Here is a 15,507-nt window from a genome sequence, read left to right on the forward strand (position 1 = left end):
TTTTTTTAACCTTTATGGATATTTTGAATTTACAAACTACGTCGTTTGTTGAGCGCTTTGTTGCCGCTTCTTCTAAAGTAACTAAACCTCCTCCTATCGTTGCTCCTCCTGTTGTCGCTGAGGCTTCTATATTCGGAACTGTTGTTCGTGTAAATAAATACACTGTTAAGGTTTCCGCAAGCCTTTCCAATGCTGTTAACGGTGTTATTGCCGTCTTTTATACGGTTAACCGCCGTTACTCAGGTGGTGAGTTGATAGATAGTTTTTCGGGTAATTTCGGTGTTCCGTCCGGCGCTTTGGTCGGTTCTTATACAATTGATAATTATTTTTCCGGAATTGTAGGCGGTGAGAAGTTTAGCATAATTATTACCGGTGTTTCTCCTAACCCTGTTGGGGGTACTAATATTAATATAGGGGGTATTGCATAATGGATATTGCTCAAATACTCGCCGGTTCTTTTGGTTCCGGCGCTACTACTTCTACCCTTTCTGTTACGTCTAATCTCGGGCCTCCTAATCTTGATACTGTTCCCGGTGTTCATTCTGCGGGTCGCTCCTGGTTTCCCGTCACACAGATTGGTACTTACATTAACTTTCTTGGCGGTGATGGTCAGCCGTTGGTATTCCCTGAACCGCCGTCCGGTAAGATTTTTACTGATGGTGCTATTTTTGATACTGGCAATGCTTACGTATTAACCTATAAAGTAACTGATGTTTCTGCGTTTCTTTCTAATTATTATAATCAACAACAAATACGCTCTTTAGCGGTAATTAAAGATAAGTTTGATATAGTACAGCCTGATACCGAAACTCATATTTTTGGTTTACGTGACCTTGTTGGCAATTATGCCGCTCTGCTTGATAATCTTGGTAGGTTCTTTACTCAGGGCTTCGGTGTTCCTGGAAAATTTACTATTGTTAACGGTGAGAATGATGATATTATAGCCCTAAAGGATAATTTAACCGGCGCTTGTGCGCTCCGTCTTACTAAGGATGGTACGTTAAAGGTTCGTTATGTTGAGGGTATCGATTTTTACAATGCCCTTAAAGGTCGCAATTTTTGGTTTGAGGGTGATAGTATAACTACTGCTCCCCGTCCGCAAGACGGTATTACAGATCAGAATATTTATTGGGCTATAATCAGGGATGTTTTTAAATGTAACGTCGTTGCTAACGGCATAGCCGGTTCATCGTTGTCGGTTCCACCTGCTATTTATAATCCTGGTGGTATTGGTACACCAATGTGTGAAACATCACGTCTTGATACCTCAAACGCTTCTTTTATCCCTGATGGTCAAATTATTTTTGGTGGTACTAATGATTTAATAGGTCGTTCGTGTACGCTCGGTACTATGTCAAGTACAGGTACTGATACCATTATAGGCGCTATGAAGTTTATGTTTTCCTATTTGCAGCGGCGTAATAAAATCTCCGATTTGTTTTTTGTAACCCCTTTGCAACGTGCTACCTCGGGGTTTCCCGCTACTAATACCGCTACCAATTTAAACGCTGATGATATGGTTCATGCTATGTTAGAGGTTTGTTTTCGGTACGGCGTTAAGGCGTTCAATGCTTACTCTGAAAGTGGTTTTAATTACGAAAACATGTATTCAGATGCGCAAACATCTTCGCCTTTGTCACCTGATAAGTTGCACCCAAATATAGCCGGTCACAAAAAATTTGGTTTGTGGTTAGGCTCCGGTATGAATACCTATTATAAAAATAAATACTCATTGTAAGCTATGGATATAATCTATTCAAATAAGAACTTTGCTTCTATATCGGTCGGTTTTACCTCTGCTATTGGTGAACATGTTAGCGGTTTTGAAACTGCTTCTCAGGTTTCATTACCTGATCTACAACGTGGTGCCTTGCAGTTGTTGAAAAATGATCTTGATAATGGCAATGTGTTTTCTAAGGGTCGTGCTTTATACCCTATGGTTGGCTCTGCCGCTTCTTGTCACAAATTAAATTTTCTTAACTATTTGGACAATGATGCTGCGTACCGAATTACATTTAGTGCTGATAGCGCCGCCGCTCATGTTGATAAGGGGTATAAGCTTGCCGCCGCTTCATCTCGTTTCGGTAATACTCACTATACCCTTTCAGGTGATATAAATGGTTTTTTCGCTTTTGCTTATATTACTGAACCTGAGTCGGCTATTAGTAGTTGTATTCTCGGCGCTCGTAGTAACACTCCGAACTCATCACTCATTTTCTTGTCAAGTCATTATAACCTGGCTTCTGCCGGTAACGCTTTGACTGGTCGTTTATATGATGGTGTAGCTAATACAACTGTAGATGGTGCTCGTTCTGCTGATGCTATCAGAACTACCGGTCTTATTGGTGTATCTATTATTGACGGTGTGGTTGAACTCTATAGTAATAAGGCTGTTGTTGCTACCGTTTCAAACGTTCCTCCTCCCCTCGTTGGCGGTGTTACTCCTGTTGCGCTTGGTGCTTATACTCACTATCAGAATGGTACATCTTTGTTTTCAGATGCAACTATAGGTTCTGCCGGTTTCTTTACTGACGTTACTAAATCTGATGTGTCTGTTATTATTGACGCTGTTATTCGCTTTAATCAAACTCTTTCACGCTAAATTATGAGTGTACCTGTAAAATTCGATAACGCCAATGCGTTTGATAATCAACTTAAAACAGATGCGGCGGCTAATCGCTTTCGTATCGAGGGTAGTTATATTGTATTTGATAAGAATTCAAATCTTTCTTATCCGATTATATTCGGTTATACTCTCGGTGATTTATTAACTAAAAATCCGGTTGCCTCTTATACCAAGTTGCACAAAATGTTGTTGCTTCGCTTGCAGTTGCTTACTCAGCAATGGTACACTACGAACGGCAAAAACCATAAGTTAGTTATTAACTCGTCGTACCGTTCGCCTGAGTATAATAAAACTGTTCCTGGTTCCGCTACAAACTCTTTGCACACTAAAGGCCATGCTATTGATATAGGTACTAAATTACCGCAAGATTTAGCAATGTTCTATCGTGAATTTAAACTCCCCGGCGGTTTAGGTATTTATAAGTGGGGTATTCATATTGATATCGGTGACGTTGGTCAAACCGTGTTCGCCGAATGGGATAAAACAAAAGATGAAACTAAGTTGCGTAAACTAAAAGATTTTCTTTTACCCGATACCCGCCGTAACTACTCGATTTTAGCCGTAATTGGGCTTCTTGGTTTCTTTATTTTTAAACGTATAACTCGTTAATACTGTGGATTTCATTAAAAAGCATTTGCTTGTACTTGCTGCCGGTTTGGCTGCCGTTTGGTACTTTATGTTAAATGGCGGTTCTACTGGCCGTCGTCGCCGTTACCGTTCTGCTCGGCGTTATGGAAAACGGTTTACCCGTTCTTTCCGTTCTCGCCGTCGTGGTCGTCGTTACTAAATCGTTGGCGTTCTTGGTCGCCTGGCGGTAATTTCTCTGTCTAAATAAACCTTGTTAATAGGTGCTTGGCTTCGGTCAGGCACTTTTTTTTTAACCTTTAAAACTATGTTATGCCTGAACAAAACTCTTATATGCTCTTTTATGAGGTTGACGTTTCGCCTGATAATAAGGCATCCGTTAAGTTTTCGCTTGATCGTTTTCCTCTTGAAATGATACCGGAACTTGTTAAACAGCTTAACCAACACTTATTTCTTGAAGCTGCTCGTAAAGGTTTTTACGATGAGCGCCGGCATCATGCTAACCTGGCAAATCAAACTCATGATGATTGGTTGGCTAAACAGCTACAACTATTTAATTAAACTATGATCGATACCATTAAACTAAGATTAAACAATGTCAGCAATTATCCGCTTACTAAATTCAGGTATGAACACACGGACAAAGAGGGAAAAACCCTTATCTCTGTGGATGAGAATACCGGTGAGTGTTTCAATGATACTAAAGTTAGGGCTATACTGCACCATGATACCGGTAATATTATTCCTCTTACTAAATCTAACAGTCTGTATAACGCTTCTTCTAATTATAAACTACTGTATAAATATTATATCAAAAGTGATTGCTTAGATTTTGAGTTTTCAATTCCAAAATATTTATATGGTTCAAATATTTTACAGTTTGTAAAATGGCATGACCAGGATAGCGACGGTATGTATCGTTATTTGATGGGCTTCATAAAATCATTTTTTAATAAGTATAGCCTTGAACCCATTGATTTCAAAGATATTTCTATTCATCGTATTGATTTTAGTTATAATCAGTTCTTTAATTCTAAATATGACGCTTTAAAATATCTCAGTGAGCAAAAGCAATTATTGCCGAAATATGCTCGTTCAACAAAGAATGATTATACTAATTATGATACGTCTTTAACTTATGTTACCAAGCGTTATTCTTTTAAAATATATCATAAAGGAACTGAGTTTCATAAACATGATAAGCGTAAACTTTCTATTAAAAATCCTACAGGTATTCCGCTTTTAGAGTTACAGGATCAATCTGATAGGATGTTGCGTTATGAGATTACATTCCGCAAAGCGCAAATAGATTATTTCTTTCGTGAAAAACAGCTTTATTCCGATTATGTTAAATTTTTCTTTAATGAGCGTTCACGTAAATCATTTAGGCAAATGCAGCCGCAATTATACAGGGATGTTTTAAACTTCTGTGAGCGTGGTCATAATTATGTTTGTGCGCCTGTCGTACAGGCTACCGCTATTCGTACCGGTGATGTACATTTTAGTAAGCCGGTTTTTGATGAGTTGTATCGTTTCTTTTGGGGTTATGTTAAAAAATTTCAGCTTAATTGTAAACTGTCTATTATGGATGTTATTGAGCGGGTAGATCAAAAGAATAAAGAACGAGATGAGCTTAGTGATGCGGCTTTGCGGCGCAAAAACTCGTTCAATAAACCTATGGTCGTGGCTTTGTCTTTGCTTACGCAATATTATTCGCTTGATGATCTTCGCAAATCTAACCTTTTGCCTCGTTCGACGTTTTTTAGGTATCAAAAGCAACTTAATGAACTCGGTGTTACTTCACATGGTCGCCTGGTTGACATACCTCCTCCGTCGCTTGACTATCAAGAGTATTTAGCTATATTTGGTCATATTCATAATACACATTAAAATGAAAACTCTATTAACCTTATTGCTCTTAGGTATTGGTTTAAATGCCTCTGCTCAGCTAAACTACTGCACATCCTCTATTCCGTCTGTTTCCTTGTCTATTCACGTTAATAAGGAAAAACCGCAACTATCTAACGTTGTTTTTGCCTCGGGTCGTGACTTTCCGACAATCTTTCTGATTAAGGGTTCAAAACAGATTTTAGATAAGGATTTGTTATTAATTTCTCGTGCTGATGGTAAAGAGGATTTGTATTTATCTTTTGGTTTAGGTTTTGATAACGTTACTATATATGACGCTAATTTAAAGCCTGTTTATACTATGCAAAATGATAGTAAATTAAAAGATCGTATTGTTGCAAAGCTGAATAAAAGCACTTTAACCATAAATGATTTTTTTTAAGTTTGTAACTCATTGATTTACAGTACAAAAAAAAATTAATAATTTTTTGTATTGTAAATCTTTTATCTATCTTAGTGGTGTACTCCTGATGCGAAATCGGGTACTTGTACTAAGCTGACATACTACCGTTGCCCTCCTGGTTTCCTCGCTCCTACTGAGGTATTTCTAATAACCGGCTCAAAAGGGAAAAACCTATAGTTTACATACTATTAATTATTAGAATATTTTTAGTTAGATAGAATTTATTGGCGTTGGTTTAAAATCCAAATAAAAGCAACATCCTTTTTACATGCGCTTAGTTTGGCATAACTTATATTTACACTAAAAACCAACCAACAAATGATTAAACTATTTACCAGCACAAATTTGCTTTTACTTTTTTACGTAGCAGCTTTTGCTCAAAGCACATCAGGCAATGCTAACGGACAAAACACACAGCGCCGGCGCTTTCAACCAAAACCTTACAGCATAATAATCAATGATGTTGCAAAAACCAAGGTTGACACGGCTAAGATTGGCGTCGCTTTTAGAAATACCTATCCAGGTTTTGCTACAGCCGATGGTTATCGTACAAAGCGTGAAGTAACGATGCGCATTATAGATACCGCTAAAAGCTTTACAATAAAAGCTATCCCGGGAGAAATTGTAGTTAATGGTAAATGGCTCAAAAATAAAAAGAACCTCGCAGGTTTAGCACAACATCTTGATAACGCGTTTCATAAAAACTGGTCATCGGTAGATACAGTAAAAAAAGACGGATATTCGCTGGTATTTATTAATAAAAACTCAAATTTTGACGCTACAATTCAAAAGAATTTGATCGAAACGTATTTCGAGGTTTATCCAAAACTTGTAAGCATGTTTAACGATAAAGCCACGCACGATGTGGTATTTGTAACCGATACAGCTTACAATGGCGTAGCCGAGGCTTCAGGAAACCGTATTTTATTTTCTACGAAATACATGAACAAGTTTCCCTATGATGTTGACGTAGTTACACACGAAGGTATGCATATTGTTCAGGGTTATGGGTACAGTTACGGCCGTGATCTGGTTTGGCTGACCGAGGGTATCGCCGACTTTATCCGCTACAAATACGGTGTAGATAATGTGGGTTCAAAATGGTTTCTGCCGTCATTTAAGGCTAAACCGCAGGGTTATAAAGACAGCTACCGCGTTACAGCTCGTTTTTTTGAATGGATAGACCAAAAAATCAAACCAGGAATGATTGTAGCTATTGATAAACAGCTCAGAAACGGCACGTTTAAAGAAAGTACTTGGGTTGACCTGTCAGGTAAAACACTTGATGAATTGTGGGCAGCCTATTCAGCCGATCCTGTTTTGCATTTGATTTACAGCAGCAAAAACATTTGAGAAATCACACACTATGATTGAAACGGATTTATTTGTCTTTTCGCAGCCGGATAACTCCGTTCCAATTAATTAAGGACAACCCAGTAGGTAATTTACTTCAACTATCTATTAAGTTTACTGATTTTTTACATGAAAAGTAGTAAAGCATTTCATGCACTTATAGCGTTTAGAACCGGGCGAGATAGTTTTAACAAGTAAATTGCGTTTAAGCCGGGTTAAAATTACGTTACCACACTTCGGACATTTGTTGACGTCCGAAGATATCGATATTGAGGGTGCAGACATAGTAAAAATAAGGGTCTGCAAAAATATTGTTATGTATAATGTTTACCTAATTATCGATGTTAAGTTTTAATAAATTATAAAACTTTTATCCCTATGTTGTTCTTCGCGTTTGGATTGCAGCAACCCATTCGTCATGGTTACAACGCTTACACTGCCCCGCGGTGGTTCGTTCTTCAACCTGCCCGCAAAATGTGCAAGCATAGGCACCGTCTGCTTTAACATGCTTTGAGCGCTGGTTGTAGGGCTTTGGTAGAACAGGTAACCCCGGCCGAACTTCGTCATCATTATAAAAGAAAAAGCTTACCTGCCCGTTAGTTTCCAGGATGGCAGTGCGCACCTGCCCTACATGTTCTATGCTCATGCCGCGCATCTCAGCAAAAAATTCATCCTTAGCAAATGTATTATCAGTCTCTTCCTGTAACGTAAACATGCCATCTTCAATTATGTACATGGCGTTACCTTCAAGTATGTTTTCAAACTTTTCGTTTTTAGCTGCAAAATAAGTAAGTACGCGGTAAAATGCTAAGATGATCACAAATACTAAAAGCGATGGAAGAATGGCAAAATCTTTATTAAACATCGGATCGCCGGCTGCAGAGCCAAGCGCGATAATAATTGCTACCTCAAAAATACTGAGTTGCCTCACCCCTTTCTTGCCCGACAGCCGGAGCAATATTAAGATGAAAGCGAACATTAAAACAGTGCGTAAAACAATCTCCGTGATATAACTTAAGTCGAGATCATTAACAAATATCTTATGCAGGTCAAATTCCATATATCAAATAGTATTAAGAATACCCGATAAACAGAATATAATACGTTTTTGTTGTTTACTCCCTAGATAAGTTACAATCGCGATTTAGGCACACGCCTTTATTATATGTTTACTTTTTAAACCGGTTATAACATTTACTGATTTTACCCGAATAAAATTAAAGTAACCTATCCCCTTTCGCTTATCAAAAACAAAATAACGGCGTCCCACAAATCAGTATTTTAATGAACAGGTCTGTTTTATTAACCGGGTAACAAATTAAGCGGATCAAGTTTATATTCGATTCTCCAACGCTCAATAATCGGCTGCTCCACTTGTATTTGCCGGTACTCGTCAGGCGCCATAATAGGCACGCCGTAAACTATGGGGTAAACCCTGCTACAGCACTTGCATGACAGCAAGCCTTCTATTACATTTTTCCCTGTATCCTGAGCCAATATTTTCAATTGCAAATCCTGCTTATCAAACGGGCAGCAAAGCTTATTTATCGTATTGATTTTCATAATTATTATAGTTTTTTGTTAAAGCGTTTTTGTAACGTAAAACTTCGTGATACGGATTGGCAGCGCTCATTATACCAGATATTACGGCGATGCCATCAAACGGCGTTTGCCTTTTAAGATCGAGCATATTATCAGGCGTTATACCACCTGAAACAATCAAAGGCAGCGTGGTAATTTCTTTCGCTTGTTTCACTGTTGAAGGCGTTACAATAGTACAACTACCTGCCGAAAGTGATGGAAACATAGCACAGAATGAAACATAGTGCAAGCGGTTCTTATCAGCCCATCTAACAACATCAACATCACCGGAACAGGTTATACCTGCCAGAAACGGACGGCTGATGTGTCGCTTGATCAACTCGTAATCATTAGGAATGGCATCAAAGTGTACGCCATCCAAAAAAGGTGACTCAACTAATAGTTCCCACTCATTGTCAATAAATAAAGGCACGTTATAAGCAGCACATAACCCGGAAACCGTGGCGATATATTCCAACTTATTGGTACCCGCCAACGAATTATTCCAGAGCTGAACGGCCGCGAGTCCGGCTTTTAAAGCTGCCGCAAGCTTTGATAGCAGCAGCGACCGTTCCATAGCCGGATCAATAACCAAATATACGCCGCCAGTTATAGCTTTAATTTCACTCATTTCCACCCTTCGTTGTAAGCTTTAAAAAAAGCATCCCAGTAAGGATCCTTCTCAAAGTATGGCATAATTTGTTCGTTATTATTTACATCAATCAATTTACAACCGTGTTGCTGATTAACGAAACTGCCTATGGCGGTGGCTTTAATTTGATGTGCATTAAGCGCCGCTATTACGGTTTGCTCCGCTCTTGGCGTAACGGCTATAATCATTGAGCCTGCGCCTACACAATAGCGCTGATCAATACCAAAAAGCTCAGTTAGCTTTTGCTGTACGTAGCCTATCGGCAAAGCATAATTATTAACCCGTACGCCGAGCCCTGACGCAAGTGCCATCTCGTAAACAGCGCCGAGCACTCCACCTTCCGTAACATCGTGCATGGCGGTTACCTGCCCGGTTGCCTTAGCGGCAAGCGCATCTGGTAGCGAAGAGGTTTGTTGAAATAGGTCACAGCAATTATGGTAAATCGCTGTGCCAAGTTTGTTTTTTACCGTTTCCGGGAAACTCATGGCCAGTATAGCAGCTGACGATAAGGCACATTCTTTAGTAACGATGATTACATCGCCTTGCTGAGCCTTACTGCTCACTAAAATATCATTAACAGGAGCTGTAAGTAACATGGTGCCTCCGCCGGCAATTGTGGAGTTTTGCCCGGCTATACTGCAGGTGTGCCCTCCTGTTAAGGAAACTCCTATAGCTTTACAATAGTGATGTATATGATCCCAATAAACAGCGAAATCAGGCTGCGATAAAGTTTGAGGCAGGTTAAGCACCATTTGTGCATACATAGGCGAAAAACCGGTTGTTGCCATATCATTAGCCATTAAATGAACCGAAAGCCATGCAGACTCCGCCAGTCCGAGTGATGGAATGAGTGAAAGTGGGTCGCTTGTGAGCGCCAAACCGGTACCCGCACCAATATCAATCACTGAAACATCTACGCCAAAGGCCGGTCCATGCTTAACATTGCTTCGCTCAAAGCCCAGGCGCGGCAATATCAATTCACTGAAACCGCCGCCAGAAATTTTTCCGGATAGTTGATTCATGCGGCTAAGTTTTATCGTTGAACTTTACATACAATCCAAAAAAATCACCCACGGGTACATTCCACTGCTGCACCGGGAACCACTCGGGCAAACCGGTACAAGTCCATTCCAAACTATAGTTACGCCCTTGCAACGCCTCCTCTATCTTTTCGATCAGCATACCGGGTGTGTAAAAAGTAGCCGTTACGTAAAATGGGTTTTTACCGAATATTTGCTGTACTCGCCGACGCAGCACCTTGGGCGAATTGCGGTTCATCATACCGAAGGCAATGCCGTACCGCCCTACCCTTGCCGCCTCGCGGATAACCTGTACCGGATCACGATAGTACTCAAATGTGGTTATAAATGCAACGGCGTCAAAAGTATGATCCTTAAATGGCATATAGTGCGAATCGGCATTAACCAAATCTCCTTTAAACAAGTGTACGGCCTGGCCAAGCATAAATGGCGAAAGATCGCCACCGGTAGCTTCAATGCCTATCTCGTGCCACCAGCGGGTAAAGCGCGTGGTTCCGCAGCCAAACTCCAGCAGTTCTTTAACACGTGCATCCTTTTTAAGTAACTGCGCCATTACTTTTTTTTGCCATACCTCGGCACGCTTGTAACGCCCTTCGTACCATTGCTCGTAAGTGTCAGTATGTTCGCGGTTAAAAAACCATTCTTTTCGGCCTTGCCAGTTGGTAAGGCTGCGGGTCATGAGCCAGAAGTCGCCGTTTTGTTTTAGTTCCATCAGATAGGTATTAAAAGTAAAAGCCTTGCTCCCGGTACCGTAAAAGCGGCACAGAAACAAGGCTTTTATATTAAATTGAACAGCTATAAAGCTGTAACATCCTAATGAAACCTATGCATCCCTCCGCCGGTATTATCCGTATCAGGTTGTCGGGTATTATCTCAGCCTTTACTGTTGTAAAAGCACCCCGTGCAAGTGTTGGCAAGGTATGCATTGTCGTATTACAATGCAAGTTAAATTTATATTTATCTCATAATCAATGCTAAATAAAAATCTATCAAAGTAATTGCCTTAAAATTCAAACAATAATGTACCGCTTATAGCTTCGCCGGTAAGTTTGTTTTTTTGACTCTGTGGGCCCAGATCCTTAGCATCCTGAAACTTTGTACCAACGGCGCTTATGCCCTGCAAAAAACTGATATCACCGGCGGGCATCGGCGGTTCTACCCTGTCAAGCGTAGCATTAGCCCTATCCTGTTTATACAATTGCACAAAGATATTTTTGTCATCACTGTATACGGTAAACGGCGCTTCGTTATTTTCGATGGTTATCCAGTTAACCTCCTGGTGATATCCCTTAAATTCAGGGTAATCCCACTTTTCTCCGGTGATGCCGTTATTATATTTTTTATACCATACGCCAAACTGTTGACCGCGCAACCGGTTTTTCCAAACCTTATATGGCCCGCGACCAAGCCACTTCGCCCCTGTAACTTTGCTCTCCGGGTAATTGAAGCTGATACCGTGAAAATCAACATCGCCACTTTGCCTGTACGTGTATTGTAACTGTACGGGCTTGCCCCAGGCAAATACCCACCTTACGTGTAGCGAGGCATCACCGTCGTAATCCGCTTCAATTGTATGGCTGCCATCTTCCTGTTTATAGTTGAAATTTTTCAACCGTGTTTTCACACCGGCTAACGCCGGGCCTCCTGACAATGAGACCGTTGTATTCGGCTTAACAACTTTAATCAAATAACCGGTGCTTTTATTAAAGTAGTATTTTATACGATTAGCAGTTATTACAACTTCTTCAGCATTTTCTTTGCCCATAATTGGCATTTTCACCCACGGGATTTTTGCTTTTGCTATTTTGGCCGGCGCGGTGATAGGCCAGCTCCAGGTGAATACTTCTTTTTTGTTGACGTCGTACGCGGTTAAATATAGGGCATCATTGTTAGCCCAACCCGCGGGTAATTTTAAGTTGAGGATACCTGTTGCCCCAGGCGCTAATGATAAAGGGGTCGGTTTTCCGGTTAGTGTTATTACGGAAGCTGTTGTTTTTACCGAAGCGCCCGGAAATTTAACAAGCTTCCATTTAAATGTGCAGGCCTGGAGATTGGTGAATGAATATCGATTTTCGATAGCTAACTTCCCGTCAAATTTTTCGTTAATAGGCTGCGGATCAATATAGATAGGCGACCATATTTCCTTTATTGTATAGTAACTGGCTTCTTTTTCGCGATGCGGGCCAACTATACCATCCGGTGCATGGTTACCATCGGCATCATAAGCATTATTTTTATCAGTCCGAATAAGCGCTTCATCACCCAGCACCCATATAAAGCCGCCCGCATTAGCTTTATATCTTAACATGGCATTCCAAAAATCATCCAGGCCGGCGCCTGCACCACCATCATAAAGGCCATGCATAAATTCTGTGGGGAAAAATACGCCACCATCTGCGTCTTTTAGTAACGTGTTTGCCACGTAGTTATAATCCGGATAGTGCTTGGTATTGGTGTTGTTAAATTTTTCCCAGGGATGCAGTACAGTTCTGTTTTGCGGATCATACAACCTGTAATCATTATCCAGGCCGCGGTTAAAACCACCTTCGTTGCCGTTGTCCCAAAACAGGATAGATGGATGATTAACATCACGTACTACCAATTCCTTAACTAATTTACGGCCTACAATGTTATCATAGCTTGCCTGCCAGCCTGTTAATTCATCTAACACATATACGCCAACAGAATCACATATATCTAAAAACTCCTGGTCGGGCGGGTAATGTGACATTCGTACCGCATTCATGTTCATTCCTTTAATAGCTTGTACATCTAACATGTGAACGCCGCGGCTAAGTGTGCGGCCACTTTCCGGCCAAAAACTGTGGCGATTAACACCTTTTAATACAATCCTTGCACCGTTCAGATACAGTCCATCATTTTTACGTATTTCGATTGTACGGAACCCGAACTTTTGTTTAACCTGATGTAATACGGCACCGTTTTTACTTTTTATACTAATAACAGCCCGATACAAATTCGGATACTCAGCACTCCATTTTAAGGGGTTAACAAATGTTGTGTTTAGCTGTTGAAATTCCCTATCGCTTTGCGCTATTGTTTTGAATGGCTTGCCAACTTTCTGCCCGTTTAATTTTTGAACCTGGCCTTCAATAGTTTCGCCGCCCTTTAGGTTAGCAGCGTAAACATCCATTGTGAATGTACCATCTGCAGCCGCATTAACGGCCAAACGGTCGATATATGTTTCGGGCGTTATCTCCAGATATACCGGACGAAAGATACCGCCGAAGATCCAAAAATCGCCGTTCTCAGCTTTATTTACGGATTTATTGGCCGACTGCTTATCTACAGTAACTTCTAATAAATTTTGACCAGTTAATTTTAAAAGATCGGTAATATCATATTTAAACCTGTAAAATCCACCCTGATGGATATCACCGGCCTGCTTGCCGTTCACCATTACCCTGGTGTCTGTCATTGATCCTTCAAACACAATAAAAATATGTTTGCCTTTCCATCCGGGCTCGGTTGCGAAAGTAGTTTTATATTGACCCTGTTCTTTATACTTTACCTTATCGTGCCCGTAATTGTAATTGCCAAAACCATGCGTTTCCCATTGAGATGGTACAGGTATCTTAGTCCATTGGCCGCTTTTACGCCCTTCGGTACAATAAAAATCCCAAAGCACAGTGTGGTCTTTATCCGTACCCGACAAATATCTCTTTATTGTTTGTTGTGAGAAAGCGCTTACAGAATAGAGCAGGAATAGGCAAAACAAGTAGGTCGGTTTCATTTTTTGGTTATTTGTTTTGAAACTAACCATTACTATTGTTCAGTGCAAACCTAATCTACGGTAACGTTTGCGTAACTGTTGTAAAGAAACTGACTTTAGATTAATAGAGTATATCCTAAATGTTAGAAAAGTGCAGCTGTATCTGCTTACAAGCTTTGTGTTGTGACAGACCAATTTATAAGGATAAAATCTTGTTTAGGAGCGCTACAAACCGGGCAATCATAATCATTAAGCACGTTAAAATCAGTGCCGGCCGCAATACCTTTCAGCTCATCGCCGTAAGCATCATCATAAATACTTAAACAATGAACACATTGATACACCTGCTTAGTGTCAGGCAATGAGCCGTACGTATTATCGGCTTTGCCTGTGACTGCTATATCAGGTTCGTTATCGCTATAAAAATTATAATACAGCTGACACAGCTCTTCCAAACTTTTACTTAACCCGTTGCGTGGTACACGCTTTTTGTAGGTAACAAAATCTTTAGAGTTAGGGTTAAAATCACGGGTATACATTACATCCCAATCAGCGTCTCTTTTTTTAAGTATAATTGAACCGAACAACCCGCTGCGCGCCTGTGTTTTTATGGCAAAACATAAACGATAAGTTCGCAAGTCTGCTTCTTCAAACTCACGCACTAATTGTTTTTTTAGTTCGAGCCCTTCGCGGCATTGGTCTTCTGTTTGCCAGTTGAGTTCATTGGCGGCATGGCGCACATTAAGCCGGTGCTTGTTAAGTAACCTGCCCCAGGCCGACTTATCGTTGTTATCTATATTTTTAATCAGTAGCGATTTCCATGGAGTGATATATAATTGCCCTATGCGTGTTTGCAGGCACAGTTGACAAACATCGGTCAAAAAATCTATAGAAAAATACTCGTTACGACGATAGATTCCCAACCATAGCTTGTTGCCATGCTTATTAAACCCTTCATAATACGGTAGTTGAAAATCTGGCAATATCAATTTATCGGTAACGGGTTGAGAGAAACCAACCCGTTCTTTAAGTAGTTCAAAAAAGCGAAGTTCATTCACGTTAAGCTGCTCATAAAACTCGTCTTTATGGTGAAATATAAGCTGCTCTATTTTTTTACTTGCTTCGGGTATATCATCCGAATAAATTAATACCGGGCAACAGCATATTTGATTGGTTTTTGGAAAGCGTACATATAAGTACCAATAGTTACTTATTGCCGAAGAAATAAAATTAAGGTTGCCTGTAAAGAACGGCACAAAAGTTTGAGAACTATCTACCAGGTTTATTTTAACCTGTGGTTGGTGGGTAAACAGGTCGAATATATCTTTATAAACACCTTCGGTTAGCCAGCCTTCGGAGTTGAATATAGTATCAGCAACGTACGAGCTAACCATGTTAGGACGCTGATCAGCGTTCAATTCATAATTTATAGCAGCGGCAAGCATGCTGTACTCCAAATCTTCAAGCATGTTGCTGTTAATATTAAAGAACAATTGCTGCCTTGTACCGAAACACACCTCTGTAGCACCGGCGCGCTGTGCTATCAACAAAATTTCGTATAGGTCGCCGGCGGATACTACCCCGCCGCATAGATTAACCTTGACCGTATGTTGTTGCGTTTCCATA

15 protein-coding genes and 1 riboswitch are annotated in these 15,507 nt (G+C 40.4%); of the genes, 8 read left to right on the top strand and 7 right to left on the bottom strand.

The window, feature by feature from the left end; all coding sequences use genetic code 11:
• Nucleotides 1-14 precede the first annotated feature (14 nt).
• The 8 genes from ABD960_RS08790 (at nucleotide 15) to ABD960_RS08825 (ending at nucleotide 6,875) form a co-directional block, all read left to right on the top strand.
• A complete protein-coding gene (locus ABD960_RS08790) occupies nucleotides 15-428 on the top strand; it encodes a hypothetical protein (RefSeq protein WP_345330694.1) in 414 nt (137 codons plus the stop codon).
• On the top strand, nucleotides 428-1,738 hold the full coding sequence (locus tag ABD960_RS08795; protein WP_345330696.1) for an SGNH/GDSL hydrolase family protein: 1,311 nt from the start codon (nucleotides 428-430) through the stop codon (nucleotides 1,736-1,738). The genes ABD960_RS08790 and ABD960_RS08795 overlap by 1 nt, the downstream gene beginning before the upstream one ends.
• Nucleotides 1,739-1,741: 3 nt before the next feature.
• Nucleotides 1,742-2,602 carry a hypothetical protein gene (locus tag ABD960_RS08800; protein WP_345330698.1) on the top strand — a complete coding sequence of 287 codons (861 nt, stop codon included), beginning with the start codon at nucleotides 1,742-1,744 and terminating at the stop codon, nucleotides 2,600-2,602.
• Nucleotides 2,603-2,605: 3 nt separating this feature from the next.
• On the top strand, nucleotides 2,606-3,235 hold the full coding sequence (locus ABD960_RS08805) for a D-Ala-D-Ala carboxypeptidase family metallohydrolase (RefSeq protein WP_345330700.1): 630 nt from the start codon (nucleotides 2,606-2,608) through the stop codon (nucleotides 3,233-3,235).
• 288 nt (nucleotides 3,236-3,523) lie between these two features.
• A complete protein-coding gene (locus tag ABD960_RS08810; protein ID WP_345330702.1) occupies nucleotides 3,524-3,772 on the top strand; it encodes a hypothetical protein in 249 nt (82 codons plus the stop codon).
• A 3-nt stretch (nucleotides 3,773-3,775) separates the two neighbouring features.
• Entirely contained in the window at nucleotides 3,776-5,101 is a 1,326-nt protein-coding gene (locus ABD960_RS08815; protein WP_345330704.1) for a phage/plasmid replication domain-containing protein, read from the top strand.
• A gap of 1 nt (nucleotide 5,102) precedes the next feature.
• On the top strand, nucleotides 5,103-5,501 hold the full coding sequence (locus ABD960_RS08820; protein WP_345330706.1) for a hypothetical protein: 399 nt from the start codon (nucleotides 5,103-5,105) through the stop codon (nucleotides 5,499-5,501).
• A 339-nt stretch (nucleotides 5,502-5,840) separates the two neighbouring features.
• Nucleotides 5,841-6,875 (top strand): basic secretory protein-like protein, encoded by a 1,035-nt coding sequence (locus ABD960_RS08825; RefSeq protein ID WP_345330708.1) that lies wholly within the window; start codon nucleotides 5,841-5,843, stop codon nucleotides 6,873-6,875.
• 376 nt (nucleotides 6,876-7,251) lie between these two features.
• On the opposite strand, the gene ABD960_RS08830 is transcribed toward ABD960_RS08825, so the two are convergent.
• From ABD960_RS08830 to ABD960_RS08860, 7 genes are all read right to left on the bottom strand, one after another.
• Entirely contained in the window at nucleotides 7,252-7,935 is a 684-nt protein-coding gene (locus ABD960_RS08830) for a DUF421 domain-containing protein (RefSeq protein ID WP_345330710.1), read from the bottom strand.
• A gap of 242 nt (nucleotides 7,936-8,177) precedes the next feature.
• Entirely contained in the window at nucleotides 8,178-8,438 is a 261-nt protein-coding gene (locus ABD960_RS08835; RefSeq protein WP_345330712.1) for a Trm112 family protein, read from the bottom strand.
• Nucleotides 8,416-9,087 carry a thiamine phosphate synthase gene (locus tag ABD960_RS08840; RefSeq protein WP_345330714.1) on the bottom strand — a complete coding sequence of 224 codons (672 nt, stop codon included), beginning with the start codon at nucleotides 9,085-9,087 and terminating at the stop codon, nucleotides 8,416-8,418. Before ABD960_RS08840 ends, ABD960_RS08835 begins: the two co-directional genes overlap by 23 nt.
• The gene (locus ABD960_RS08845) at nucleotides 9,084-10,130 is read right to left on the bottom strand and encodes an AIR synthase-related protein (protein ID WP_345330716.1); all 1,047 of its coding nucleotides are present in this window, start codon (nucleotides 10,128-10,130) and stop codon (nucleotides 9,084-9,086) included. The genes ABD960_RS08840 and ABD960_RS08845 overlap by 4 nt, the downstream gene beginning before the upstream one ends.
• A 4-nt stretch (nucleotides 10,131-10,134) precedes the next feature.
• Nucleotides 10,135-10,860 carry a class I SAM-dependent methyltransferase gene (locus tag ABD960_RS08850; RefSeq protein WP_345330718.1) on the bottom strand — a complete coding sequence of 242 codons (726 nt, stop codon included), beginning with the start codon at nucleotides 10,858-10,860 and terminating at the stop codon, nucleotides 10,135-10,137.
• A gap of 101 nt (nucleotides 10,861-10,961) precedes the next feature.
• A riboswitch (TPP riboswitch) is annotated at nucleotides 10,962-11,060 on the bottom strand.
• A 91-nt stretch (nucleotides 11,061-11,151) separates the two neighbouring features.
• Entirely contained in the window at nucleotides 11,152-13,902 is a 2,751-nt protein-coding gene (locus tag ABD960_RS08855) for a glycoside hydrolase family 2 protein (RefSeq protein WP_345330720.1), read from the bottom strand.
• Nucleotides 13,903-14,048: 146 nt separating this feature from the next.
• A complete protein-coding gene (locus ABD960_RS08860; protein WP_345330722.1) occupies nucleotides 14,049-15,506 on the bottom strand; it encodes a rubredoxin in 1,458 nt (485 codons plus the stop codon).
• Nucleotide 15,507 lies beyond the last annotated feature (1 nt).

Source organism: Mucilaginibacter defluvii, assembly GCF_039543225.1.
Classification (GTDB): domain Bacteria; phylum Bacteroidota; class Bacteroidia; order Sphingobacteriales; family Sphingobacteriaceae; genus Mucilaginibacter; species Mucilaginibacter defluvii.

Bases quoted from the DNA above. Each gene is read 5' to 3' on its own strand.
- ABD960_RS08790 (WP_345330694.1), top strand. From the start codon at position 15: ATGGATATTTTGAATTTACAAACTACGTCGTTTGTTGAGCGCTTTGTT.
- ABD960_RS08815 (WP_345330704.1), top strand. From the start codon at position 3,776: ATGATCGATACCATTAAACTAAGATTAAACAATGTCAGCAATTATCCG.
- ABD960_RS08795 (WP_345330696.1), top strand. From the start codon at position 428: ATGGATATTGCTCAAATACTCGCCGGTTCTTTTGGTTCCGGCGCTACT.
- ABD960_RS08805 (WP_345330700.1), top strand. From the start codon at position 2,606: ATGAGTGTACCTGTAAAATTCGATAACGCCAATGCGTTTGATAATCAA.
- ABD960_RS08835 (WP_345330712.1), bottom strand. From the start codon at position 8,438: ATGAAAATCAATACGATAAATAAGCTTTGCTGCCCGTTTGATAAGCAG.
- ABD960_RS08855 (WP_345330720.1), bottom strand. From the start codon at position 13,902: ATGAAACCGACCTACTTGTTTTGCCTATTCCTGCTCTATTCTGTAAGC.
- ABD960_RS08840 (WP_345330714.1), bottom strand. From the start codon at position 9,087: ATGAGTGAAATTAAAGCTATAACTGGCGGCGTATATTTGGTTATTGAT.
- ABD960_RS08830 (WP_345330710.1), bottom strand. From the start codon at position 7,935: ATGGAATTTGACCTGCATAAGATATTTGTTAATGATCTCGACTTAAGT.
- ABD960_RS08850 (WP_345330718.1), bottom strand. From the start codon at position 10,860: ATGGAACTAAAACAAAACGGCGACTTCTGGCTCATGACCCGCAGCCTT.
- ABD960_RS08860 (WP_345330722.1), bottom strand. From the start codon at position 15,506: ATGGAAACGCAACAACATACGGTCAAGGTTAATCTATGCGGCGGGGTA.
- ABD960_RS08810 (WP_345330702.1), top strand. From the start codon at position 3,524: ATGCCTGAACAAAACTCTTATATGCTCTTTTATGAGGTTGACGTTTCG.
- ABD960_RS08800 (WP_345330698.1), top strand. From the start codon at position 1,742: ATGGATATAATCTATTCAAATAAGAACTTTGCTTCTATATCGGTCGGT.
- ABD960_RS08845 (WP_345330716.1), bottom strand. From the start codon at position 10,130: ATGAATCAACTATCCGGAAAAATTTCTGGCGGCGGTTTCAGTGAATTG.
- ABD960_RS08820 (WP_345330706.1), top strand. From the start codon at position 5,103: ATGAAAACTCTATTAACCTTATTGCTCTTAGGTATTGGTTTAAATGCC.
- ABD960_RS08825 (WP_345330708.1), top strand. From the start codon at position 5,841: ATGATTAAACTATTTACCAGCACAAATTTGCTTTTACTTTTTTACGTA.